The sequence below is a fragment of the Sulfurimonas sp. HSL3-7 genome, assembly GCF_039645985.1.
GTDB classification, from domain to species: Bacteria; Campylobacterota; Campylobacteria; order Campylobacterales; family Sulfurimonadaceae; genus Sulfonitrofixus; species Sulfonitrofixus jiaomeiensis.
The window spans coordinates 2,091,775-2,116,055 of sequence record NZ_CP147919.1; the positions used below are offsets into that span (position 1 = coordinate 2,091,775).

Genomic DNA, 24,281 nt, shown 5'->3' on the forward strand with positions numbered 1-24,281 from the left:
GAAACCCAGATGTACAACAAAGTCGTCCTAGTAGGAAACCTGACACGAGATATTGAACTGCGCTACAGCCAGGCAGGCATGGCTATTGCCAAGACTGCGATCGCTACAAGCCGTAAATTCACTTCAAACGGTGAAAAAAAAGAGGAAGTGATGTTTATTGACATCACTTTTTTCGGACGCTCGGCAGAAGTGGCAAACCAATATCTTCGCAAGGGTTCAAAAATCCTTGTCGAAGGGCGTCTTCAGTTTGAACAGTGGGTTGATCAAAATGGCGGGAAACGTTCTAAACACTCTGTCGCTGTTGAGACAATGCAGATGCTCGATTCCAAAGGCGAAGGCCAGCAAGCCAACGCCCAAGGCGGATACAATGCACCTCAGCAAGCACAGGGCGGTTACGGACAACCGCAACAACAAACGCAATCTTCTTCATACAATGCTCCGCAGCAACAACAGTACCAGCAGCCATCGTATGGCCAGCCTGCACAGCAGCAAGCACCGAAGCAGAATATGCCGGCAGACCTACCGTCTATTGACATTGATGAAGATGAGATCCCATTCTAGAGTCCAAAACGGCTCTACAGTAATAAACGCATAAGGAATTAATTATGGCTGAAAGAAGAAAATACAAAAAACGTTATTGTAAATATTGTGAAGCAAAAATTGACTTCATAGATTACAAAGATGCAGGTTCATTGAGATTCTCTCTCTCTGAGCGTTACAAGATCATGCCACGTCGTTTGACTGGTAACTGTAAACGTCACCAAGAGATGGTTACTATTGCCATCAAACGTGCGCGTGCAGCAGCGATCATCCCTTACACTGTTACACGTAAAGCGGTTGTCAACAACCCTTTCGAAAACATCAAGTAAGACCTCGGCGAAGCACAATGCTTCGCTGTTCTATCCCCTTCACCCCGACACCGCCAATTGACATTAATCTTCATTATATAAACGATAGACACACCTCTTTACATGCCTTTGTCTTTATGATATTATAGATAGAGAGAAGAAGGAGCGAGTATGCCTTTTATGGAACGTCTGCACAGTGCTTTAATACTGAAGACACCGATGTATCATCCCAACGAAGCCCATATTATCGAGCATACGCATGAGCTTTTTTATGAGACCATCGTGCATGGCAACACACCCCAGATGGTGCAGATGATCGTGGAGGGTTTTGATGTCGATTTTCATGAAATGGCGCAGACACCGCCGCTTATCTTTGCGATCAAATATAATCAAAGGGAGATCATCGACACCCTGCTCCTCTACGGTGCCCATGTCAATATCCAGGATAAAGACGGCAACACCCCGCTGCATTTCGCACTCAAATTTGAACATATGGAAATCGTAACAACCCTGATCCGCTACGGCGCCGATGCAACCATAACCAATCATGAAGGTCTCTCCGCCATCGACACTGCTTCAGAGCAGTATCAGTCGATTATCAACGCAACCGTTTCTATGGTTGATACCAAAGCCTACAACATCTTCGAGACGGCACGCCTGGGAGACCTTAACCGCCTTATCCACAGCGTTCAAAACCATCAACAGCTTTTTCAGACAAATCAAGAGGGACAGTCCCTGCTTCATCTGGCGGTGCTGAGCAACAACATCAAAGTCGTGCTCTACCTGCTCAACAAGGGGCTTGATATTGACAAAGAGGACAGTGACGGGCTCACCCCGCTAATGCTGGCGATGAGTCATCCCCGCTATTTCAATATTGTACTGCTGCTGCTCGATCGGCACGCATCCATTGAACACACCTCCTACAACGGCCACAGCGCATTGAGTATCGCGATTCGCAACGACAATCCCGAAGGGGCAAAAGTACTGGTCAAACGCGGCGCCAATATCAATATCATCGACAATGTCCATACGCCCCTTTCACTGACCCATATTGCCCTGAACCAATATCATGAGAGTGCACACGCCTACAGAGAGCTGGAGACGCTGCTCCTGAGCAAAGGGGCCAAGGTCGATGTTGCCCTTAACTCACTGGGATGGACCCCGCTTTGCTCTACAGTCACCAAAGTACAGGACACGGCCAATAAAGAGCATCTCCGCCTGCTTTTGCAACTCGGCGCCGACGTCAATCATTTGGATATAAACGGACGTACGCCGCTGATGTTGGCGGCATCTATGGGGCGGCTTTCAGCCGTTAAACTACTTATGAGCAACTACGCTTCCAGCCATATAATCGACAATTACGGCTGGAGCGCCCTTATGTTCGGGGTCTACTACAACCACTTTGAGACGGTAACTTTTATGCTTAACAACGGTGTTGACCCCAACCTTATCTCGTCGCAGGGGCTTACCGCACTCAAAATCGCGCAAGAGCACAAACGCTACAAGATGATCGACCTGCTGTTGGAATACGGAGCGATAGCGACAAAAGAGGAGTGAAAACGATTCGCTACGCCGGACCTAAAATACAGCGCCGAGTGAAAATCTGTAGTTATGGGCCTCTTTGGTATTGTCATTGTAGATATATTCCATACGGACCGGGACACTCAAGCGGTTCATAAGCAAGATCTCCAGAGTAACGCCCACAGTGGTCTCATTATAGACGGTATGCCCGCTACGCGCATTCCAGCTGAAATCGGCCTGGCCAAAATCCTGTATATCGTAGTAGCGCTGTTTGACGTAAAGGGCCTCCCTGGTTAGCGAGAACGGAAAGGTGAAGAACAAAAGACGCCCGTCAAACTGTTTTGTCAAAGAGAGTTCTCCTACTGCGGCCTGTTTCACAAAACGGGTGTGCTCCAGTGAAGGCATCACCACGGAAGAAGGATCTATAAAGAGCGACGTCTGGAAATTGCTGAATTTAACTCCGCGTGTATAATCCGCATCCTCTACAGTCGAACCGTCTCTCTCATAATCTGATCGTACGCCCTTGAGGGCCATTCCTATATAGAACTTGTACGGAAGGTCATGCGAGAGGGTATACTCAAAACCGTAAGAGCGGTCACCCCGGTCATACGAACCAAACAGTGAGAGCGCGTTGAGATAGTTGATGAACATCGACTGCCCATACTGCTCGCTATGGGCGAGGTTTCCGCTCAGCACCAACGGCGAACGGGCATTATTGTCGTAATCCTGGTAGTAACTCAACTGAACGTCACCCCGGTCGTATCCGCGCTGGATCACCGGCAACCGCAGGTAGGCCGAAAGGCCGTACCTGCGGCTGTCTTTTTCGATATCACGTGAGAACGTCGAATATTCGTTTGTCGTTGCATTGTAGTCGTAGTAGGTATTGGCATCGCCTTCATTGTAGACGCCGTATAGCGTTCCTCCGAATTCAAGCAGGTGCGCACCGTTGGCATACCCCAGTCCGGCAACCCCGACCTCATCGATGCCACTCTGTGCAAAAAGAGAGAAGGTGTTGCTCAAAAGAGGGTCTGTAAAACTTGCTGCCAGCGAATAGGTAAAGAGTCTCTTTCCGTTTTTGCTGGCGGTGCCAAAGCTTACCGTCGACCCGCCGTAATGGAGATTGAGCGGTCCGTAATAGGGATCGTCCAAGGTCAGTTGTTCTCTTTTGTTCTGTGCTTCGCGGGCCGCGAAACCGGCAGTGCTGAAACGAGAATCCTCTTCAAAAAAATATTTGACCGCATACGGAGCCTCTTCCCTGCTCTCGAGAGGGTTGATGACATAGTAGTAGTTGTCACTGCCGATCGCAGCAATCAACACCTCTTCGTCATTGACCAAGCGCGCTTCGACCACGTTGTCCGCTCTGCAGACGCGCGCTACTCCGCTCTCTCCCACCCGGTACAGAGAGCTCCCCTTTTCGCTGTTGGCGACGAAATAGACACGGCCGCTGCTGTCCACATCACTGACGATCCCGTAATAGCCGTCATAACTGTAGAGCGGAGTTCTGTTGCGGTAGAGTGTGCGTCTCTTGCCGTTCTGCACAAAATAGTAGAGGTTATCGTCTCTGTCGATGTGCACCGATGAATTGACCTGCGCGTAAAAGTCGTCGCCGAGATACAGCTGCGGCTGATCGAAGGAGGAAGGGACATCGAAATAGACCGGAGTTCCGCCTTTCAGATAACCCTGGATCATCCTCGACTCAGTACCGTCGATAATATGACCGTTTTCATCAAAAAGCCCCTGATAGATCCTGGTCGGATTGACAAATCCGCTTCCTTGTGTACGGTACTCGTCGTGCAGATTGATGATCTTTCCTTGGAAATAGCTCTCTCTCTCAACCTTGAGCACTTTGTCTTTTTTAAAAAGACGGACCAGTTCGGGGGCGCGCCGGGCATCCGAGATCAGAAAATAGATCTTGTCATAGCTGCTGTTCAACGAAGTGAAATATTTCGATGTGACAAGAGGTGTTCCCTCTGTCTCGGCAAAACCTTCCGATGCCTGCAGAAGCCATTGGTTGAATCCGGCGATCGCCTCTTCATAGCTCTCGCCAAACGTGATCCTGAAGATATGGTTGGTACGAAACGGCCAGAGCCACGACCTGGAGTGGTTGTAGAAAAAACTGTTTGCCTTTTCAATGCCGTACTTCTCAGCCAGATAGAGGTGAAAGAATCCGCCTATGATATAGTGCCTGTCATAATAGGGAAACGCATGTGTGGTCTGATTGAACAGAAACTGCGGCGTAATATGCCCCGCCCTTGCCTGCATAACGGTCTCGGCTTTAAAACGGCCGCTGTATAGACGTCCCCCGTTGCCCTGCCAGGACTCGTTCAATACGGCATTGCCTTCCAACAGGAAAGAAGTGATCGTCACGTTGGGAACGCTGAAAAGCGGGAAAAACCCTGCTATCATCACACTGTTACCCAAGACACTGTGCAGGCCCTTTGTGACCGGGCTCGCCTTGGCATTGAGCTGATAGTTGTGCGCGGTCTCGTGATAGAGCAGCGTATTAAGCCATGATGTCGATGCAAAATAATCGGCCTGCAGCGAACCGCCCCCGTAATTGATCTGCAGATTATAGGGGAACTGTGTCGAAAAACCGTTGGCGACCTGGTTTTGCTGAGAGATGATCCCGACATGCAGCGGCGTATCCATCGCATAACCGAAAGTGTCTTGGTACTCTTTGTTGATCAAAGGCGCCAGAGCCATTGCCTGCTCGGCGGCATAACGGTTCTGCTTCGTGTAGATGAGCTCGACATTCTCCTTCCCGGCTTTGTAATACTGCTCATCACCCGGAACGATCGCCGCACCGCCATAGAGCAATGAACCGAAGATAACCGTATAAAGAAAAAGGCTTTTTGTCATGTCAACTGCTTTAGATAGGCTACAGCCATTTTAACAGAACTTTAATGATATCGTTTTGATGATGCGATTAATTGGAAGGGATGAAAGGTTTAAAATATCGTTTAAGTAAACGAAGGCGTACTAGATGTACGCCGGGGCGCTTCGGGTGCACAACAGCCAGGGGCTGAAAGCTGCACTAAAGCTAAGATGGTTTAGCCACAAGAAGGAACGTTTCCTGAATCAGAACCGTACTCGTAAAGGAAATCTTTAAGATCTGCTGCAGATTTTTCGAATTTTTTACCGTTAGCATATTTCTCTGCTTTGGTACCTTTGTGCCATTCTTTGAATACAGCACCGTTATCTTCGAATGCTTCTTCCCACTCGTCTTGAGTTTTCATAGCAGCACCTTTAGTACCGTTACCGTGACATTTTTTACACTGTTTAAGGTAAGCTTTTTGACCTTTTTTGATGTCAGCGTTTGCAGATGTTGCAAACATACCTAGGGCTACGAGTGATGCTAATAGAATTGAAGTCTGTTTTTTCATGCTCTATTTTCTCCTTGTGATGAAAAGTTGATAAAATCATACATGAGCATAACTAAATCTAAAGTAAAGATGTTCCTCTAGCGGTGAATATTCATAAAAAAGCGTTACCTATTCGTCTTCGTCCGCCGTTTCCAGCTCATCTTCCTGTTCAGCCGTTTTGACCGTCTGGCGAATCTTGTCCTGACGCATTTTACGGTTGCTCGTATGCTTGAGCTTTTCGAGTGTCTTATCGTCAAGTCCCATCTCTTTCTTGATCGCTTCGTCATCGAAACCGGCCACTTCAAGAACATAGACTTTCAGCTCACGTTTGGTCATATTACGCTTGAGGATGTTGTAAAGCTCAACCTCGTTATTGCTGATCATTGCCGTAGGACAGCCGTAAAAGTCAGCCAAAGTCGCGCGAATGGACTTCTCGCCGTTGTATTTGTACCAGATCGAATTTTCTAACATTATATTTCCTTCAAGATCAGTGTCAGATCTTTTTTATCTATTATTATATTGGCCTCTTTTTTCAGGATCTCTCTGCCACAGAAGGCAACGCGGGTACCGGCATGGGCAAACATACTCAAGTCATTGGCCCCGTCGCCGACCACCATCGTCTCCTCTTCGCTGACGCCCAGGATACTCTGCAGCCTTACCAGCATGTCGCCTTTGGAGAAGTTAAACATCATATCCCCACCCACAAGTCCGGTCAGTTTGCCCTCTTTGACATGCAGGGCATTGGAGAAGTCGGCGTCATAGCCCAAAATATCTTTGGCATAGGTCGTCGCCGTTCTGAACCCGCCGCTGAAACAGACCACCGTCATGCCGCGCTTTTTAAGTTCGGCGATCGTCTCTATCGCACCCGGCATATAAGGAAGCGATTGGCTGATCTCTTCGACCTTGGCGTAATCCAGCCCTTTGAGCAGGCCGACCCTCTCCTGAAGCGACTCAAAAAAGTCCAGCTCGCCGGCCATCGCCCTCTCGGTGATCTCGGAAACCTGCTCGCCGATTCCCAGCGCCTCCGCAAAAAAATCGATCGTTTCGCCATCCATCAGGGTCGAATCAAAATCAAACACACATAATTTCATAATAAATTACTCTTCTTTCGTTATAATCACGCAATTATAGCGTAGGAAGCCCTTTTTGTTTGAACAACTGATCGATAAACTGCAAAACTCAACATACATCACCCTTGAGACGACCCCGCCGCATTCGGCCCGTTTCAAACCGGTTATCGATACGATTGCAGCGCTGGAACTCGACAAACTGGTTGACGGGTTCAGCACGACGGACAACCCCCTTGCCAAACTCAAATACAATGCCCTTTTTGCAGCCCAGCTCCTGCAGAACCGTTTCAACAAACCGGTCCTGGCTACGATGAGTATGCGCGACCGAAACCGCATCGCTCTGCAGTCCGACCTTCTGGGCGCCAACGAAGCGGATGTCCGGGCCATACTGGCACTGACGGGCGACCCGGCCAAGATCTCCGATCAGAAAGAGGCCAAAGGTGTTTTTGAGGGCGATTCCACCTTCCTGCTTGACATCATCACGTCGCTCAACAGCGGCAGCGACTTGATGGGCAAGCCCTTTAAAGATGCCCCTGAAACGATCTACCCTTTTGCTGTCGTCAACGCCCACGCGCGCAACCCGAAATCCCTGCAGAAAAAGATGCTCAAAAAAATCAACCACGGCGCTGTCGGGATCATCACGCAACCCGTCTATGATATAGAGAATGCCAAAATGTTGGTGGAGTTGATGGAGAGTGCAAACCGCGAAAGTGAACAGCAGAGCAGTGCCACGCTGATATTGGGCATATTTCCGATCACAAAACTGCGTACCGCACAATTTCTCGATGCCCATGTACCCGGTATCCATGTCCCGGCATACTGGCTTGAAGCCCTTGAAAATGCGGCCGATATTTCAACGGACGAAGAGTACAGGGTCGGCTTTGATCTCAGCAAAAAACTCTTTGACGATATCAAGGCCATCCACCCGAAAATACACCTGATGACCGCCAACCACTTTCAGATCGCAAAAGAGATCCTCGCTTAATATAAGATTTGTAAACTTCTTGTTATAGTTTATTAAATACTTCCAAGGTACGCAATGTCTCTATATCTGTTTTTAACCTCCCTTTTTATCTCTTTTGTATTTACCGCCTGTACCCCCGCTCCAGATGTACCGCTCTCTGCCGAACTGAGTCAATACGCAGAAGCCCAGGAAAGATGTGAAGGGCTGCGCACGGAGATCGCTGTTGCCGATGCCCTCGAAAACGAGTGCCATCTTTTTCTGAACCGTCTGGAGAAAGCCAATGCGCTCGACTACAAGATAGCGCACTTCAACGATGACAATCCAGACCCCAACGCCAAACCCAAACCGGAGTACATCCTTTTACAGACCGAGAGCCACCGCCAGCATCTGAAAAGCAGCCTTGCGTACCAAAAGCTTATAGACACGCTTAACCGTGTCTCTGCAACGGCAATTGCCAATGATGAACTTTCCGACGTTGAACTGACGTTGACCTTTAGCGAGACTGAGTTTACGAAACAGCACTATCACTATTATAAGCGATATGCTCCCCAGTTTGATACCGATCCACGATACCTTGCCTTCGAGAAGCAGTATGCCAAAGAGCTGTTAGAGGAGGGGCTGCTGTTTTTAAGTCAGGGCGAGAAGCACCGCGCGCTTAAAAACTTCAAAGAAGCGGCTGTCCTGCACAGCGCTCAGGCCGAATACCTTGCCGGAATCATTTACGAGGCCAAACATGTCGACAAAGCCATTGAGTGGCACACAAAAGCGCAAGCACACGGCATCAAAGAGGCCCGCCTCCACCTCGCCCGTCTCTACAAACGAAAGATGGAGCCCAAAGAGTCGCTTAAATGGTATCTGGCGGCTGCGGAAGACGGTGATGCCTATGCGCAGTTCCTGCTTTATCAGCAGTACATAACGTCAACCTCGCAGAAGACGGAAGAGATCGCCGACAAATGGCTGCAACATTCTGCAGAGAACGGTTTCCCGCCGGCAGAGTACGCCTATGCGGAGCGTCTCGAGCAGAACAATAAGCCAGAAGAAGCCAAAACATGGCTGCTCAGAGCAAAAGACCACGGCATAACCGCTGCGAACGGACCGCTCGGCGGGCTCTACTTCGAGGATAAAGAGTACGAAAAAGCCTACCCTCTTCTGGATGCCGCCAAGAGTGCCACAGCAAAATACCGGCTCGGTGTGATGTTTGAACGCGGGCTCGGTGTTGAACCTGACTATTACAGTGCCTACCAATGCTACAAAGAGGCAGCTCGGCTGGGCTATGGCGATACAGGAAAAGAGATGGCCCGTGTCGACAAACTGAAAACGCAGCGTGAGCAGGCGTATTACGAGGCGGCCAAACGCAAAAAACGGCTTTACAAAAAAGAGCTTGCCGAACGCTGCGGTGAAAGAGCGATCAAGCGCATCGCCAGAACAAAAGATACCAAGGTCTATCTTAACGGCCTGGTCTCACTGCCTCTGGAGGACGTTAACGGCTTTTTACTCCATACAGACGACGGCAGGCAGTTCTATGTGATCGATACCGACCGCCAAGCCGGTCTAAAACCGTTCCAACATGCCGACATCACCGCCATCTCCACCGGAAACGCGATCACGGTCAGCAGCGACAACCGCGGGACACGCGACGTCTATCAGTTTTATTTTCAACAGCACTGCCAACCCTGAAAGAGAGATCGATCATGCCCTATATTTTTATCCTGACATTTTCAACAATGCTTTTGCTGACAGGTTGTCTGGCGACGCCGAAAGCTGCGATGCATGCCAAACTTTCACCGTACAAAAGCCTCCAAAACGGCTGTACAAAAAACCCGCCCAAGGCGTTGGAACAGGAGTGTGCTCTCTTTCTGAACGACCTCGAAGCGCAAAACACTCTTCTGCAGAAGATGGAAAACCTGAACGAGGATGAAAAAGCGGAAAGCGCCTACACCGCACTGGCCGCAGAAGCGTCGGCACGTCAGGAAAAGCTTCAAAACGACAAGGCCGTTTTAGCCGGCAGCTGCCAGGCAAAGATAAGAACGATCATTCAGAACGACGATCTCAACAGTGCAGAATTTTGTCTGCTGTTCGAGAAAAACCCTTTCACATTGGAGATGTACCGTTATCTGAAGCGGCACGCACCCCGCTTCGATATTTACCCCCAATACAGAGCCTTTGAAGAGGCCTATGCTTCCCAACACATCGAAAAGGGGCTCGCCGCCTTGAACAGGGGTGACAAGCATGCCGCGCTGAACGCCTTTCAAACGGCCTCGGATGCGAACAGCGCCGAAGCCAAATATCTTATCGGCATCATCTACGAGGCCAAACATGTCGACAAAGCCATTGAGTGGCATAAAGAGGCCCTTGCGCACGGTATTGAACGTTCCAAACTCAACCTCGCCCGGCTCCATCTCCGTATCAAGATGCCCCATAAAGCCAAGCAGTGGTATCTCAGCGCAGCAGAGGGGGGTGATGCTCTCGCCCAGTACCGCCTTTTTAAAATGGATGCCAAATCCAAAAGCATCAAAGCGCGGGAAGAAGCACAGATGTGGCTGGAGCGCTCTGCAAAAAACAACTACCCCCAGGCCCAATATATCTACGGTCTTCAACTCTTGAAACAGAAAAAAAAGCAAGAAGCGATCCGCTGGCTTGAGAAAGCCGAGAACAACGGCGTCACCGATACCCGATTTTTCCTCGGGAGACTCTATTTCCAAGAAAAGGCCTATCAAAAAGCATACCCGATGCTGATGGAGACGCAAAACAGAGGCGAAGCCAACGTTATGCTGGCACGGATGTACGAAGAGGGTCTCGAAATAGAGCAGAACCACGTTCTCGCCTACCGACATTATAAAAAAGCCCATGAATTCGGACAAAACAACTGCATAGCTGATATGCAGCGCGTACAGAAGAAGATCACCAGACAGGAACGCCAGGCTGCAAAAGGTATCGTCCAAAAAGAAGCCAAAGCGCAAAAAGAGGCCCGCCGGACATGCGGTGATCCTGTCGACAACAAAAATATCAAGATCCGCGACAAAACCGTTCGCATCGTGGGGGTGTCCGCCGGTGCGCAGAGAAAAAGTGGCGGGCTCACTGTCTATGGTGACCATGAGCGGCTCTACTATATCATTGATCCCAAGATAGATGACGGGCTCAAGGCCTATCAGAAAGTCGATCTCCTCGTCAAAGCGACAGGGAATTCTGTCGAGATCAGCGACGACAGCGGTGCTTTGCAGCGCGTCTATCGAACGTATTATCTCAAAAATTGTAACTTAAACTAAAGGTTTGCTATGCGGTTTTATTCATTACCTCTCTTTCTCCTACTTCTTGTCCTCTCGGGATGTACACCATCACCCGGTATCCCTCTGTCGCCTCAATTGAGTTCCTATGCCGACGCGCAGCAGCAGTGCCATGCACTTCTCAGCGGCGAGGGCAAACTCGGCACGGAGGTCGAACAGGGATGTGACACCTTTTTAAAACGTCTAGAGAAGAGCAACGACATCGCCACCGAACTCGATACAGAAAAACTCAGAAAATCCGACCGGGCCATCAAAGAGACCGAGTATGCACGCCAGCGCCTTAAGCTGAAACTCGAGTACGAATTGCTGATGGAAACGGTCAAGAAAGCGACACTCGCTGCCGTCAGAGAAGACGATATCGATGCGTTTACCACCAGCGTCTCTTTCCCGGGGAACAGCTTTATCGAATCCTATTACGTCTATATGAAAAGCAAATCCCCCCGTTTCGACAAGGACCCCCGTTACCTTGCGTATCAGTATAGAGAGAGTGAAAAGCTGGCAGAAAAAGGGACATACTATCTCGACCAGGGCGAAAAGAGCAAAGCCCTCGAACTCTTTGAAAAAGCTGCCGATATGGGCAACGCGCAGTCCGCACGTTCTACGGCACTCCTCTACGAAGAAAATAATGTCAGCCAGGCGCTCTACTGGCATCGTAAAGCCGTTGAAAACAATGTCACCGCGTCACAATACAACCTGGCCCGCCTCTATGAAACGCAAGGCGAGCAGGAGAAGGCAAGACGATGGTACGACAATGCGGCGCGGAGCGGTGATGCCCGGGCACAGTACAAGCTTTATCAGCGCCTAAAGGGCCAGGAAAAAGAGAAGGCCCTCAACTGGCTGAATAAATCGGCGCAAAGCGGCTATCCCGAAGCCCAGTACGACTACGGAACGTTCTTGATGGAAGAGAATAGAACGGCCGATGCCATCAGCTTTTTGCAGCAGGCTGCACACAGCGGTTATCAGCCCGCTTCCGATTTTCTCGGAAACTATTTCTACAATCTGAAACTTTACGATCGTGCGATGGCCTCTCTTTCACAATCGGAAAGTGCCGACGCCTTCTACCTGCGGGCCGAGATGCTGGAAAACGCGCGCGGATGCGAGAGGGATTACGCTCAGGCCTATACTTTCTACGACAAAGCCTACGTCCTGGGAAAAAAAGAAGCCCTCGATGATGCCAAACGGGTCAAACAGCTCCAAATCCAAGAACAGCAGCGCATCGCCGAAGAGGCGGAAAAACGCAGGGCCGAGCAGATGGCGGCCATGGTCAAGGAGTGCGGCGAAGTGCCGACAGCTTTACTTATCAAGACGGGCAACAAAAAGTTCCATATCACGGGAACGGCTTCCGCATCTCTGGGCAGAAACACCTTCATTATCTACGGTGATGACGGCGAATCCTACTACCTGCTGCAGGCGAAAGGTATCAAAGGAGGGCAGCGTGTCGACATCTCGGTACGCTCGACCGGCAAAACGGCGTTACTCCGCAGTGCAGATGATGACGAGCCACGAGATATCTACCAATTTGTCTATCTAAAATCCTGCGCCGCCACGCAAGAGCAGTAGCACTGTTCCTGCCCCACTGCCCATTCTTTATAATTACCCTGAATTAGCTATAATTCGCCAATTTAATTCCCCAAGGAATAGTAATGATCGACCTTAAACTCCTTCAAAAAGATTTTGACCTTGTCAGCAGCCGGCTCCAGCGCAAGGGTGTCAGCCCGGAGACAATCGAATCCGTCAAAGAGAAAAACGAAGCGCTGAAAACAGCGAAAGCGGCCTTTGAGAACGCTCAGGCAGAGCAGAATGCGATGAGCAAGCTTTTCGGCACCTACAAACGCGAGGGCAGAGACATCACCGAGCTCAAGGCCAAAGTCGATGCGAACAAGATCGTCGTCACTGAGATGCAGAACCGACAGCGTGAAGCCGAAGAGTCGCTGACAGCCATGGTCATGGTCCTGCCGAACATGCCTGACAATGATGTGCCCGACGGCGAAGATGAAGAGGATAACGTCGAGATCAGAAAGGTACTGACCCCCCGTCAGTTCACCTTCACGCCGAAAGAGCACTGGGAACTGGCCGAGACGACAGGCTGGATCGATTTTGAACGCGGCGTCAAACTGGCACAAAGCCGTTTCTCCGTCATATCCGGCATGGGTGCAAGAGTCGAACGCGCACTGATCAACTTCATGCTCGACTTCAACCGCGAACGCGGCTTTAACGAGGTCTCTGTACCCCAGCTTGTCAACCGGCGCGCCCTTGAGGGAACAGGACAGCTTCCGAAGTTCGAAGAGGATCTCTACAAGGTCGAAAATGACGATCTCTACCTGATCCCGACAGCGGAAGTGCCGTTGACCAACCTGTTTCAGGACGAGATCATCCCCGAAAGCGAACTGCCGATCAAGATGAGCGGCTACACCTCCTGTTTCAGAAAAGAGGCCGGTGCGGCAGGACGCGACACCCGCGGCATCATCCGCCAGCACCAGTTCCACAAGGTCGAGCTTGTCTCTATAACCGGCCCGAACGAGAGCGACGCCATGTTCGAAGAGATGGTCAGCTGTGCATCCGACCTTCTGACCGCGCTCGAACTCCCGCACCGTCTTGTCACGCTCTGTATCGGCGATCTCGGGTTCGGTGCGGCCAAAACCGTGGACCTCGAAGTGTGGCTGCCGGGGCAGAATACCTACCGCGAGATCTCATCGGTCTCCAACACCCGCGACTTCCAGGCACGCCGTGCAAAGATCCGCGCAAAGATAGACAACAAAAACGTCCTTGTCCATACTCTTAACGGCTCCTCTCTGGCAGTCGGGCGTACCCTGGTAGCGATTATGGAGAACTTTCAAAACGAAGATGGCACTGTTACCATCCCTGAGGTATTAAAGTCTTACCTACGCTAAAAAATTTTATAAAATACATTAAAATAGGCAGATTTTGCTGCCTGTTAACTACCTCAATCAATCCTCAAAAAAACTTAATACATTCTTTTTTATATTCATCATTCAAGCTTTTTTTGATGTTTCAACTAAACTTAAATAATAATCGTCTGGAGAATATTTCAACCTATGTGAATATCTATCAATCATAGATTAAACAGTCATATCATTTGACATCGACTTCATTCCAGCAAACTTCTTTCTGATATACCTAATAACAGTAACAGACAATGATTCAATAAGCTTTGTCAACGCGGAATTTAACTCCGCCGTTGACAACAGTAATATAAACTTGTTCAAGCAAAAGTAAAAATTCAAAAAAATAGTAGATGTTACAAGTAGTAGCAATATTTTTTTATAACTTTTAATTATTTATATTTCAATATTTATTGAATATGTTTTAAAGATAATAAAAAAACTTAATAACGAATGAGGGACTTCAATGAGTAAACAAGTAGACATAGATATAGAACATGCAGATAACTATATGCAACATATAGATGCAACTACTAAACAAACGTTGATCATTGTTGATCGAATGAAGCAACAAGTGAATGGACTAAAGAAACATTGGACCAGTCAAGAAGGGGTCAATGAACAACATAAACTTCTGAAAATAATACAAGAGTATGAAGAGACTGTAAAAAAGATGAATGCATTACATAAACATACAAAACAACATTCAGACCACGCCAAGCAAATCCTAGATTATGCAAACTCCAACTAAGGTACTTCAATGAGTAAAATAGAAATCAACCATCAACAAGTCTTACAAATTATACGCGAGCAAGAAGAAGATATAAAAAAACTTCAATTTGCTTACGAAAAGAATAAAGAGATGCTCGATAACATTGATTGGAAAGATGAGAAAGGCGATAAAGCAAGAGATGTACTGGCAAAAATTATTGCAGAGCTTGAAAGGGTTATAGGTTTTCATAGAAAACGACTGATGCATATAGAAGAGACTATGAAAAAATCTCAAAACTACTCAAATGCCTAACTAAACAAATAATATTCGAATATAGAACAACAGTGGAAAAACGATGACAAAAGAACAAGCAGATAAAGAGATTTCAAATTTAAAAGAACAGGCAAACTCTGAGATTACTACACTAGAAGAGCAAATAAACAACGAAAAATCAAAACTTGAAAAAAGCCATGCAGACACCATTCTGCAGCTAAACAAAATAGAAGAAGATAAAGAAAAAAACTTTTCAAATGAAATTGAGCTGACATTAAATACATATACTCAAGAACTAGAGAAAACCAATATTCAATGTGAAAAGAAAAAAGACATTGAACAAAAAAAATATGAAGACGACACATCCTCCCTCATCACCAGTATAGAGCAAGAAATAGAAAAGTTTATCAACAATGATATACCTGCGTTACAAAAAGCCAATTCTACATATTTGGAAAAATATGAGCAATATATTGCAAAACATCAATCTAACCATGAATTGCTAAAAGTTTTTCCAGATTCTGTTTCAATAGGTTATGACAAACTTACTCTATCGCCAAATGCATCTTTTGAAATACCTGCGGTTGTACCTTTTCTTGGAGAGACATCCCTTAAATTTGATGCCACAGATGAGAATCATGATCTTATACAGACTATCATAATGAAAACTATCACTTCATTACCGGTTGGTGAGTATAAATTTATCGGTATTGATATGCAAAAAGCTGGTGGAAATCTCATTAACCTAGTTGAATTGGATGAGAAGATTGTGGGCTCAGGCATCTTGCATAGCAAAAGATCTGTAATGTCTGCCATGGAAGAACTTTCGGATGCTATTGGCCAATTAACACAAAAATACCTAGGAGCAAAGTATTCATCACTTAAGGAATATAATGAGGATGCTCAAGAAGTCGTTGAACCATATAGAATCCTATGTGTAACAAACTTTCCAGACAAGTTTGATGATACCAGTTTAGAGCATCTTGAAATGATAGTTTCTCAGGGGCCTACAGTCGGTATTCAAACAATACTTTCAATTTCTCCATCATATAAGTTCGACAATCCAAAAATCGATGATGGCATACTGCCTTACTTGAGCGAAATAGAATGTTTATTAGTGGAGAATAGTACACGGGCAATTGAAACATTCCCTTCAGAAGTAATGCAGTCACTGGTTACTTCAATTAACAGTAAGCACAGGAAAGTAGAGAAGAAAATCATTTCATTCGACTCTATCGTAGAAAATACTCTTTGGGAAAAAACCACGATTGATCGAATTGAAGCACCTCTTGGTCGTGCAGGTGCCAAGGGTGTTAAAAGTCTGATTCTTGGTGAAAGCGAACATCATGCACTTATTGCAGGTGCTACCGGTAGTGGTAAAACTGTATTATTACATACACTGATCAATACGCTTGCGCATAACTATTCACCCGAAGAACTACAACTTTATTTATTAGATTACAAAGAAGGTACAGAATTTTCTGTTTATAAAAATCTTCCGCATATGTCTGTTCTATCACTTTCAAGTGAACGACTATTTGGGTTAAATATTTTAAAAGGTGTTCAAGCGGAGATAAACAGACGTGGTGAACTTTTCAAATCAGAGACAGGTTCAAATAATATTAAAGAGTATCGTGAACGAAGCGGAAAAACACTGCATAGACTAGTGATCATATTTGATGAATTTCAGGTACTTGTATCAGGTATGGATAAAATTGCTTCAGAAGCGTTAGATATTTTCGAAGACATTGTTAAACGTGGACGTTCATTTGGGGTACATTTGATTTTATCTACACAATCATTATTCGGCTTGGATTTAGGAAAAATAATGGGGCAAATTCAGGTTCGAATCGGTATGCGTATGGATGAAAGTGAATCGCAAAGACTCTTCTCAAGTGACAATAATGCGGCAAAATATTTAGAACGTGGTGAGGCAATATACAACCGTGACAATGGAAAAGAGGAGGCCAATGTCAAGTTTGGCGTAGCTTATATCGATAATGATTCAATTAATAAACATGTGCTAATGCTTAAAGATATCGCTCTAGAGCGTGGAATACCGCTTGATACGCAAAGAGTATTTGACACAAACCTGGATGCAGATATAACCAACAACACTTATTTCCAAAAAGAACATAAAGTTGGACGCTTCTCTGATGCCTATATTGGCGAACCAAACTTCATCAGTGATCAACATGTCTTTTTTAGAATCAAACGTGATATTCCGGCCAATGTTTTAATTGTCGGTGATCCAAAAGAAACAGTATTCAGTCTAATTTCTTCTATATTATATTCACTATCCCTTACTATGGATAAAGCAAGTGAATTCTATACCATCAATCTTCTTGGCGAAGATGATGAGTATAAAGAAGAACTGGACTTTGTTACTGGTCTGCCTGTAAAATCATATATTGGACATGACCTGGATGAAGCAGAAAACGTGATTGACAATCTCAATGATGAACTTGATAAACGCGAACTGAACAAACAGACGAAATATCCTACAATCATACTTACGATAGTTGCTGTGCACAATGCACGTTCGTTCAGGTCGGATGGCTATAACAGTTCGACATATATTCAAAAGTTACATAGATTAGTCAAAGATGGTGCAGCCAGAAATATCCATGTTATTCTTCATTCAGACCGATATAATCGTCTCAAAGAGATGGTTGAAAGTTCATTCTTTCGAGAGTTTGAATCTGCACAGATTATTCTACGTGGCGAAGACAGTCAAAAACTTTTTGAAGACCAGGGTCTTTTCCTGGATAAAGTCCGATCGCCGCATATTGGGATTATCAAAGGTAATCAGAATAAATTTGATGTCGATGAATTTAAAGTCTATCCATTTGCAAAAGTCAAAGCGCTTTATGACAATTGTGCCCACAATAATGATAAAGAAGATTATCCGAAATTTTTCAATGCCGTTGAAATTGACACGAAAGAGAAGACTGATGACACGTATGACAGTCTTTTTGACTAGGAGCCACTTACATGTATACTGAATATAAAACATTAATTACTACTATCAAAGAAAACTCAAATCAGCTTCACGAACAAAATAGAAGTTTTCAAGAAAAACAAAAACACTTGGAAGAAGAACTCCTGCAGGGAAGAGAAAACATCCTAAATCATCTTGAAGAAAAAAAACAAGAGATAGAGAACAACATACAAAACAGTCGAAATGAGCATAAAGCTTTAGTCTCAAAAGAGGAAGAAGAGTTTTCTGCAAAACTTCAAGCACTTCAAGACAAGTTACAACTTGGTAGAAAAAAAATTGACGATGATCTTAACACTGAAATTTACAAGATCGAACGTGTTTTGCAAAACAAAAAAAATGCAATTAGAAAAATTGTAATTTCAATTACAGTATTGGCAGTGGTTGCTGGTGGATATTTCGCTTACCAAATTTCCGCGCAACAGAAGGCCGAAGAAGCTGCTCATCAGGAGAAGTTACGTAAAGAAGAAGCAGCTCGTCAGGAGAAGTTACGTAAAGAAGAAGAAGCACGTATTGAAAAAATGGCAATAGATATCAATAGTAATCCAAAAAAGTATGATAGAGATTTTTACGAACAAAATACTGTAGGTTATATAAACGGGAATAGTACTCGTGACTGGATGACTGGAGATAAATTAGCATCAACCCAACGGCAGGATGGCCTTTATACAGTACTGAGATATCAATCCAACCCTATATTTCTTGGTGTTGCCAATGTTAAAAATGGAAAAGCAGAAGGTTATTGTGCAGAGTATGATCGATTTGATTATAAATATACTATGGTCAAAGACGGTAAACGGGAAGGTGTTCAAAAAGTTTATGATGAAGACTTTAACCTTATTGGAAAATATACATACAAGGCTGATAAAAAAGATGGACCGTTTGAGATATATGGCAAAAATGGTGCTACAGAAACGCATGGAGAATATAAAGATGGACGTCGAATAACTATTGATGGAACCGCAATAGAACATGTCGCTAATAAAGAAGAAAACACAAAAGACAAAGCGGGAAATACTATAAAAACACAGTATAGAATAGTTGCCGATATTCATTATAAAAATGGTAAAGAAGTTTCACGATTAAAGAGGAAAAGAAAAACGGGTCAATATATTTATAATAAAAACCGTGAAAAGATTCAAGAGATACACTACTGGTCTAATGGAAAGGTTTGGTATAAAAAATGGTTTAAGCCACCAGAAACACTTGAATCTGCAGAGAAGAGATACTATGAGAACGGCAGACTTGAAAGTGAGACAAAGTATGACCGTAAAAAATATGCATATCATGCAGTGTATAGCAAATCCTACTATGAAACGGGGGAATTAGAATATCAATGGGACGAATCTACATACACTGGTACATATTATTTTAAAAATGGTCAAATACGTAAAATTTATAAAAATTTCGAAAGAACCAGTTTCCCTTTTGAGAGAAAAACTTATCATGAAAATGGAACGCTTAAAACAGAGTATTATTTAACGAGTGATGGGCAAAGAACGACCGATAAAACAAATGTTGACGGCACTGTAGAAAAATATTATGATCAACAAGGAAAACTGACGAAAACAATCAGTGGTGTATACACTAAAAATGAAGCTGGCTATTATAAATATACATCGAAAACTGTAACGAATCATAGAACACGAGATATTTATTTGTATAAATATGATAGACATGAGGAGATTATTGAAAAGATTAAACAATCATAGTCTTCCAAGACAACTTAACCTAAAGGTAATCAGTCCTAGGGCACAAAAATCTCAAGGATTTTTATGGATTTTATGAGTGATTATATTCATTCATTTTTATTATGGATAGTCGATATATTGTTTGATCTAAATACAGATTTAGAGAAAAAACAAAAAGCAAATTGGGTTTTATTCTCTCTTATTGTTTTATCTATAACATATGCAATCTACAATTTTAAAAAAAATGGTGTTTCTGCAATTGGAAATAAATTTTTCATATCATTTGGAGTCTTTATCTTTGCGTTGCTAAATGCAGCTTTTAATACTGTAGATTTTACATTCAAATAAATACTAAAATATTAGGCACGTTTCTAAATACTGGCTCAGTTGGTTTATGTGCCATTACCTCTAGTTTTCAAAATACAAGTCATCGCAACTATTCTTCGTGTCCCACAAAGTGTTCAAAAAGTCAAAATTACAAAGTCCCATAAAGCTTTAGGAGTTTTGGAACCCATAGCAATGCTTGTCATAATGTAGGTTTCATCATCTTTAAGTGTTCTAAAGAAACATTCAATGGTTGTGTTGCCTATTAGCTGCCTAGACCCATAACCAAACAATACAACAACTTAGACAAACCTTTATAAACCATTGTGTTGTCATCTACTTTATATATGAATGGCATAAACCGTGTGGCTGCCGGGGCAGAACACCTACCGCGAGATCTCTTCCGTCTCCAACACCCGCGATTTCCAGGCGCGCCGCGCGAAGATCCGCACGAAGATCGACAAGAAAAACGTGCTTGTCCACACCCTCAACGGCTCCTCTCTGGCGGTCGGCCGTACCCTTGTCGCAATCATGGAGAACTTTCAAAACGAAGATGGGAGTATTAGTATACCTTCTGCCCTGCAGAAGTATCTGTAACGCGGGTTCAAACTTGTTTGAACGCCTCGTTTCTCCGAAAACGAAGACGGCACGATCACGATTCCGGCTGCGCTTCAACCCTACCTCAAATAGGGGCAGCGCAAAAAGCACTGCCCGCCCTCCTGTCCGGACTGCCTCCGGCATCTTTACTGAAGCATTTCATCTCTGATCAGCACAGCAGCCGTGTTTTTAAAAACGAAAACGGTAGTAGATGCCAAGCAGAGCGATCCCTTCACTGAAATCGATCATGTTCACACCGTCCTCTCTTTCTTTTGCATAGAGATATTTCGCAGTGCCGTAGAATCCGAACCCTTTAGGGCACCTCTAAAAACCCTGGTTATAACGGTGAAGAGACGGCCGGAGAGCGCAGACCGCTGCCCTGAAGCGTTATTTTAGAAGTCTTGAACGTTTGGAGAGGGTCACGACAGAGCGCAGCGGTCCGTAGAGGATATAGAGGGTGAAGAAGGTCGCGAACCCTTCTACCGGGTAGATAAAGAAAATCATGGCTACGGCAACGATGACGACGAAGACCCGCCGTATATGTTTTTTACCCATATCCACTTTTTTGAAACTCGGGTAACGTATGTTGCTTACCATCAGCACGGCGACCAGCAGCGCGATCAGCAGGATAACGACTTTGTACTCTGCCAAGAAGCTGTACTTCTCGAACAAAAGCACCAGTATCGAGATAAAGACGGCTGCCGTAGGGATAGGCACACCGATAAAGACCGAGGGTTCGTTCTCACCCGTCATCACATTAAAACGGGCCAGGCGGATCCCCCCGAAGATAACGAAGAGCGCACTGGCCATGATACCGAAACGGCCGAAGTCATGCCCGACATAGAGGTAGAGCAGTATTGCCGGCGCGGCGCCGAAGGCGACGATGTCGGCCAGAGAGTCGAATTCTACGCCGAACCGGCTGCAGGTGTTGGTCAGGCGCGCCACACGCCCGTCTAGCCCGTCAAAGATTAGCGAAAGCAGTACCATCCACGCCGCCAGGGCGAAATTCCCTTCGATGGCCGAGATCATGCTGTAGATACCGGCAAAGATACTCGAAGCGGTAAAGAAATTTGGCAGCAGATAGGCGAGTTGCGTCGGTTGTTTTTTCATGGCTTACGAGAAGAACCCTATCAGCGTCTCGCCCGCGCGCACTTTTGCACCGACTTTGACAGCCACACGCGAATTCACCGGCAGGATCAGCGTCGTCTTGCCGTTGACCATCAGGCCGTAACGCGCGCCCTGGACAGCCCGGCTTTTTTCGCTCAGGTGGTTTTTGATGCCGACCGAGCTGATCTGCAGCTTATGCATGACACGTACCTGTTTCTTCCCCCTGCCGAAAACAATACGGCACTGTTCGTTCAGGCTGTCCGAAAGCGGCGTCAGCGAATTAAGGCGCGCACCATAGAGAAGCTCGGCTTCGGAGACCTCGCACGAAAACGGCACACGCAGGACCGATGCATCCAAAAAGCCGCTCTTGATGACGATCTTGTACGAACTCTCCCCCTTCGCATCTTCTATCGTCTCGATACTTCTGATCACGCCGTCAGCAACACTGACAATGCTGTCTTGCTGAAAATGGGGAATCGTACGCTCGGGATTGCGAAAGGTCCAGATCGTAACCAGAAGCAGAACACCGCTCAAAAAGCTGAAAAGATCGGCGTCTATCGCCATGAAAAAAAGCATCAACGCAGCAGAGGCCGCAATACACTTGAAACCGTCCTTCGCGATGATAAACGTATCATTATAGTTCATGATCTTGGTTCTTCTTTTTCATCCATGTTTTTTTGGTCCTGGGACATATCTTCTGAGAATTCACGTTCGTCTTCGGCACTCACATGCTCCTCGACCTTCGATTCGATCCCGTTCTCTTTTTCAAAGTTGATGATAATGTCACGCACCACAGCACCTGTTATATTCTCTGTCTTGTACAGCTCTTCGACCATCTTCTCGATGGCACCGCGGTACTCTTCCAGGCGTGAAACGACAGCGTTATAACGCTCTTCGAGCGTCACTTTGATGTACTGGTCCATCTCTTCGGCCATCTTGTCGGAGTATTCACGGGCCTGCCCCATGCCGCCGCCGAGGAAGGACTGACGCTGTTTCTCCAGCACCATAAGGCCGGCAATATCGCTCATGCCGTAGACCTGGACCATCGATTTAATGATATCGGTCGCACGTTCGAGGTCATTGCTCGCACCCGTCGAGATCTCACCGATGAAAACCTGTTCTGCCCCACGGCCCCCGAGAAGGACATCCACTTCGGCAAGCAGTTCATATTTCTGTGCCAGGTATTTGTTCTCTTCCGGCGTGTTCAGGGTGTAGCCGAGTGCGGCCAGACCGCGCGGAACGATGGAGACTTTGGAGACTTTCTTCGCCCCTTTGGTCGTCTCGGCAAGCAGTGCATGCCCGCACTCATGGTAGGCGACAATGCGCTGCTCTTTTTTATTGATGCGACGGTTCTTTTTGCTCAGTCCCGCGATAGCGCGTTCGACCGCTTCGCGCAAATCATCCTGTCGGACCGTCTTCTGGTTCTTGCGTCCCGCCAGAAGGGCCGCTTCATTGACGATGTTGGCGAGGTCCGCACCGGCCAGTCCGGCCGTAAGACGGGCGATCTCTTCGATATCGACGTCGTCATCCATTCTTACATTTTTGACATGCACCTTCAGGATCGCGATGCGCCCTTCGAAGTCCGGCTTGTCGACCAGGACCTGTCGGTCAAAACGGCCCGGACGCAGCAGGGCCGGGTCTAGCACTTCGGGACGGTTGGTCGCCGCCAGGATGATGATCGGCGTATCGGTACCGAAGCCGTCCATCTCGGCCAGCAGCTGGTTAAGCGTCTGTTCACGCTCATCGTTGCCGCCCATCATACCGCCTGCCGCACGGCTTTTACCGATCGCATCGATCTCGTCGATAAAGATAATCGAAGGGGCGTCTTTTTTCGCCTGCTCAAAAAGGTCACGGACACGCGCAGCACCCACACCGACGAACATCTCGATAAAGCTTGAACCCGAGACCGAGAAAAAAGGGACGTCGGCTTCGCCGGCGACCGCTTTGGCCAGAAGTGTCTTACCCGTACCCGGGCTGCCTACCAGCAGGACACCTTTCGGAATCTTCGCCCCGAGCTCGACATAACGGCCCGGATATTTCAGAAAGTCGACGATCTCGTGGACCTCCTCTTTGGCCTCTTCGGCACCGGCAACATCAGCAAACTTCGTCTTCGGCTTCTCCGAGTTGACCAGTTTTTTGGAGCTGCCCATCCCCAGGACACCGCCGCCCATCCCCTTTTGCATACGCCCGGCAAAAAACATCCAGATGGCGATGATGATCAGGAAAGGGAAGAGCCAGCCGAACATGTCGGTAAACCAGTTGCTCTCCGAGAAACCACTGTAGTCGATCTTCTCCTGGTCAAGCAGCGGCACAAGGGTGTCGTCATTGGCGACCATACGGGTCGTATAGATCGTATTCTCCCCCTTCGCCCTGATATGCGTTTGACCGATATCGACCTTGGTGACCTGCTTGTTCTTGATGAGCTCTTTAAGCTCGGCATAACTCACCTCTTTGTGCGTGACCGCCCCCTGGCCGAACTGCTGGCCGATACTGCCGCCGCCCTCGCCGATAAGTGCCTTGAAGATCAGGATTACCACTACCGAGAAGATAGCGAAGGTAATCAGCGGGTTTTTATTGAAAAAATTATCATTTTTTGGATTTTGGTTATCGTCTTTGTTCATACTTTT

General features: G+C 46.4%; 20 protein-coding genes and 1 pseudogene. 14 read left to right on the forward strand and 7 right to left on the reverse strand.

The genetic code is table 11. The annotated features are described in order from the left end of the window. Positions 1–9 precede the first annotated feature (9 nt). The 3 genes from WCY20_RS10440 to WCY20_RS10450 all read left to right on the forward strand — a co-directional run bounded on the left by WCY20_RS10440 (position 10) and on the right by WCY20_RS10450 (position 2,405). On the forward strand, positions 10–561 hold the full coding sequence (locus WCY20_RS10440; protein ID WP_345974945.1) for a single-stranded DNA-binding protein: 552 nt from the start codon (positions 10–12) through the stop codon (positions 559–561). A 44-nt stretch (positions 562–605) separates the two neighbouring features. Continuing rightward, positions 606–869 carry a 30S ribosomal protein S18 gene (rpsR, locus tag WCY20_RS10445; protein ID WP_345974946.1) on the forward strand — a complete coding sequence of 88 codons (264 nt, stop codon included), beginning with the start codon at positions 606–608 and terminating at the stop codon, positions 867–869. Positions 870–1,019: 150 nt separating this feature from the next. Next, positions 1,020–2,405 carry an ankyrin repeat domain-containing protein gene (locus WCY20_RS10450; RefSeq protein ID WP_345974948.1) on the forward strand — a complete coding sequence of 462 codons (1,386 nt, stop codon included), beginning with the start codon at positions 1,020–1,022 and terminating at the stop codon, positions 2,403–2,405. Between the two features lie 21 nt (positions 2,406–2,426). On the opposite strand, the gene WCY20_RS10455 is transcribed toward WCY20_RS10450, so the two are convergent. The 4 genes from WCY20_RS10455 to serB all read right to left on the reverse strand — a co-directional run bounded on the left by WCY20_RS10455 (position 2,427) and on the right by serB (position 6,822). Then, the gene (locus WCY20_RS10455) at positions 2,427–5,228 is read right to left on the reverse strand and encodes a hypothetical protein (protein WP_345974949.1); all 2,802 of its coding nucleotides are present in this window, start codon (positions 5,226–5,228) and stop codon (positions 2,427–2,429) included. Positions 5,229–5,419: 191 nt separating this feature from the next. Then, positions 5,420–5,752, reverse strand: coding sequence for a c-type cytochrome (locus tag WCY20_RS10460; protein WP_345974951.1), 333 nt, complete (start codon positions 5,750–5,752; stop codon positions 5,420–5,422). A gap of 108 nt (positions 5,753–5,860) precedes the next feature. Then, positions 5,861–6,202: a hypothetical protein gene (locus tag WCY20_RS10465; protein ID WP_345974952.1), complete on the reverse strand. Its 342-nt coding sequence runs from the start codon at positions 6,200–6,202 to the stop codon at positions 5,861–5,863. Next, complete coding sequence (gene serB / locus WCY20_RS10470; protein ID WP_345974954.1) at positions 6,202–6,822, reverse strand: phosphoserine phosphatase SerB; 621 nt, start codon at positions 6,820–6,822, stop codon at positions 6,202–6,204. The genes WCY20_RS10465 and serB overlap by 1 nt, the downstream gene beginning before the upstream one ends. Before the next feature lie 55 nt (positions 6,823–6,877). Between serB and WCY20_RS10475 the strand changes: the two genes are divergently transcribed. From WCY20_RS10475 to WCY20_RS10525, 11 genes and pseudogenes are all read left to right on the forward strand, one after another. Continuing rightward, the gene (locus WCY20_RS10475) at positions 6,878–7,786 is read left to right on the forward strand and encodes a methylenetetrahydrofolate reductase (RefSeq protein ID WP_345974956.1); all 909 of its coding nucleotides are present in this window, start codon (positions 6,878–6,880) and stop codon (positions 7,784–7,786) included. Positions 7,787–7,840: 54 nt separating this feature from the next. Beyond that, positions 7,841–9,442 carry a tetratricopeptide repeat protein gene (locus WCY20_RS10480; RefSeq protein ID WP_345974957.1) on the forward strand — a complete coding sequence of 534 codons (1,602 nt, stop codon included), beginning with the start codon at positions 7,841–7,843 and terminating at the stop codon, positions 9,440–9,442. Between the two features lie 14 nt (positions 9,443–9,456). Then, positions 9,457–11,031, forward strand: a complete 1,575-nt coding sequence (locus WCY20_RS10485; protein WP_345974959.1) for a tetratricopeptide repeat protein — start codon at positions 9,457–9,459, stop codon at positions 11,029–11,031. Between the two features lie 9 nt (positions 11,032–11,040). Further along, positions 11,041–12,609 (forward strand): tetratricopeptide repeat protein, encoded by a 1,569-nt coding sequence (locus WCY20_RS10490; protein ID WP_345974961.1) that lies wholly within the window; start codon positions 11,041–11,043, stop codon positions 12,607–12,609. Positions 12,610–12,692: 83 nt separating this feature from the next. Further along, positions 12,693–13,940, forward strand: coding sequence for a serine--tRNA ligase (serS, locus tag WCY20_RS10495; RefSeq protein ID WP_345974963.1), 1,248 nt, complete (start codon positions 12,693–12,695; stop codon positions 13,938–13,940). Positions 13,941–14,418: 478 nt separating this feature from the next. Next, a complete protein-coding gene (locus tag WCY20_RS10500; RefSeq protein WP_345974965.1) occupies positions 14,419–14,703 on the forward strand; it encodes a hypothetical protein in 285 nt (94 codons plus the stop codon). 9 nt (positions 14,704–14,712) lie between these two features. Beyond that, positions 14,713–14,976 carry a hypothetical protein gene (locus tag WCY20_RS10505; protein WP_345974967.1) on the forward strand — a complete coding sequence of 88 codons (264 nt, stop codon included), beginning with the start codon at positions 14,713–14,715 and terminating at the stop codon, positions 14,974–14,976. 43 nt (positions 14,977–15,019) lie between these two features. Continuing rightward, entirely contained in the window at positions 15,020–17,920 is a 2,901-nt protein-coding gene (locus tag WCY20_RS10510) for an FtsK/SpoIIIE domain-containing protein (RefSeq protein ID WP_345974969.1), read from the forward strand. An 11-nt stretch (positions 17,921–17,931) separates the two neighbouring features. Then, entirely contained in the window at positions 17,932–19,647 is a 1,716-nt protein-coding gene (locus WCY20_RS10515; protein ID WP_345974970.1) for a hypothetical protein, read from the forward strand. A 63-nt stretch (positions 19,648–19,710) separates the two neighbouring features. After that, on the forward strand, positions 19,711–19,974 hold the full coding sequence (locus tag WCY20_RS10520; RefSeq protein ID WP_345974972.1) for a hypothetical protein: 264 nt from the start codon (positions 19,711–19,713) through the stop codon (positions 19,972–19,974). Positions 19,975–20,313: 339 nt separating this feature from the next. Continuing rightward, positions 20,314–20,547: pseudogene (locus tag WCY20_RS10525) on the forward strand (aminoacyl--tRNA ligase-related protein); the annotation flags it as partial. 387 nt (positions 20,548–20,934) lie between these two features. On the opposite strand, the gene pssA reads toward WCY20_RS10525, so the two are convergent. From pssA to ftsH, 3 genes are read right to left on the reverse strand one after another with little or no spacing between them, the layout of a single operon-like run. Next, the gene (gene pssA / locus WCY20_RS10530; RefSeq protein WP_345974973.1) at positions 20,935–21,657 is read right to left on the reverse strand and encodes a CDP-diacylglycerol--serine O-phosphatidyltransferase; all 723 of its coding nucleotides are present in this window, start codon (positions 21,655–21,657) and stop codon (positions 20,935–20,937) included. Positions 21,658–21,660: 3 nt separating this feature from the next. After that, positions 21,661–22,299, reverse strand: coding sequence for a phosphatidylserine decarboxylase (locus tag WCY20_RS10535; RefSeq protein ID WP_345974974.1), 639 nt, complete (start codon positions 22,297–22,299; stop codon positions 21,661–21,663). After that, complete coding sequence (ftsH, locus tag WCY20_RS10540; protein WP_345974976.1) at positions 22,296–24,275, reverse strand: ATP-dependent zinc metalloprotease FtsH; 1,980 nt, start codon at positions 24,273–24,275, stop codon at positions 22,296–22,298. The genes WCY20_RS10535 and ftsH overlap by 4 nt, the downstream gene beginning before the upstream one ends. Positions 24,276–24,281: the final 6 nt, after the last annotated feature.

What these genes read in the sequence shown, in the direction of transcription:
- WCY20_RS10510 (WP_345974969.1), top strand. Translation starts at nt 15,020, where the DNA reads ATGACAAAAGAACAAGCAGATAAAGAGATTTCAAATTTAAAAGAACAG.
- WCY20_RS10460 (WP_345974951.1), bottom strand. Translation starts at nt 5,752, where the DNA reads ATGAAAAAACAGACTTCAATTCTATTAGCATCACTCGTAGCCCTAGGT.
- serB (WP_345974954.1), bottom strand. Translation starts at nt 6,822, where the DNA reads ATGAAATTATGTGTGTTTGATTTTGATTCGACCCTGATGGATGGCGAA.
- ftsH (WP_345974976.1), bottom strand. Translation starts at nt 24,275, where the DNA reads ATGAACAAAGACGATAACCAAAATCCAAAAAATGATAATTTTTTCAAT.
- serS (WP_345974963.1), top strand. Translation starts at nt 12,693, where the DNA reads ATGATCGACCTTAAACTCCTTCAAAAAGATTTTGACCTTGTCAGCAGC.
- WCY20_RS10490 (WP_345974961.1), top strand. Translation starts at nt 11,041, where the DNA reads ATGCGGTTTTATTCATTACCTCTCTTTCTCCTACTTCTTGTCCTCTCG.
- WCY20_RS10515 (WP_345974970.1), top strand. Translation starts at nt 17,932, where the DNA reads ATGTATACTGAATATAAAACATTAATTACTACTATCAAAGAAAACTCA.
- rpsR (WP_345974946.1), top strand. Translation starts at nt 606, where the DNA reads ATGGCTGAAAGAAGAAAATACAAAAAACGTTATTGTAAATATTGTGAA.
- WCY20_RS10440 (WP_345974945.1), top strand. Translation starts at nt 10, where the DNA reads ATGTACAACAAAGTCGTCCTAGTAGGAAACCTGACACGAGATATTGAA.
- WCY20_RS10480 (WP_345974957.1), top strand. Translation starts at nt 7,841, where the DNA reads ATGTCTCTATATCTGTTTTTAACCTCCCTTTTTATCTCTTTTGTATTT.
- WCY20_RS10500 (WP_345974965.1), top strand. Translation starts at nt 14,419, where the DNA reads ATGAGTAAACAAGTAGACATAGATATAGAACATGCAGATAACTATATG.
- WCY20_RS10505 (WP_345974967.1), top strand. Translation starts at nt 14,713, where the DNA reads ATGAGTAAAATAGAAATCAACCATCAACAAGTCTTACAAATTATACGC.
- WCY20_RS10485 (WP_345974959.1), top strand. Translation starts at nt 9,457, where the DNA reads ATGCCCTATATTTTTATCCTGACATTTTCAACAATGCTTTTGCTGACA.
- pssA (WP_345974973.1), bottom strand. Translation starts at nt 21,657, where the DNA reads ATGAAAAAACAACCGACGCAACTCGCCTATCTGCTGCCAAATTTCTTT.
- WCY20_RS10450 (WP_345974948.1), top strand. Translation starts at nt 1,020, where the DNA reads ATGCCTTTTATGGAACGTCTGCACAGTGCTTTAATACTGAAGACACCG.
- WCY20_RS10520 (WP_345974972.1), top strand. Translation starts at nt 19,711, where the DNA reads ATGGATTTTATGAGTGATTATATTCATTCATTTTTATTATGGATAGTC.
- WCY20_RS10455 (WP_345974949.1), bottom strand. Translation starts at nt 5,228, where the DNA reads ATGACAAAAAGCCTTTTTCTTTATACGGTTATCTTCGGTTCATTGCTC.
- WCY20_RS10465 (WP_345974952.1), bottom strand. Translation starts at nt 6,202, where the DNA reads ATGTTAGAAAATTCGATCTGGTACAAATACAACGGCGAGAAGTCCATT.
- WCY20_RS10535 (WP_345974974.1), bottom strand. Translation starts at nt 22,299, where the DNA reads ATGAACTATAATGATACGTTTATCATCGCGAAGGACGGTTTCAAGTGT.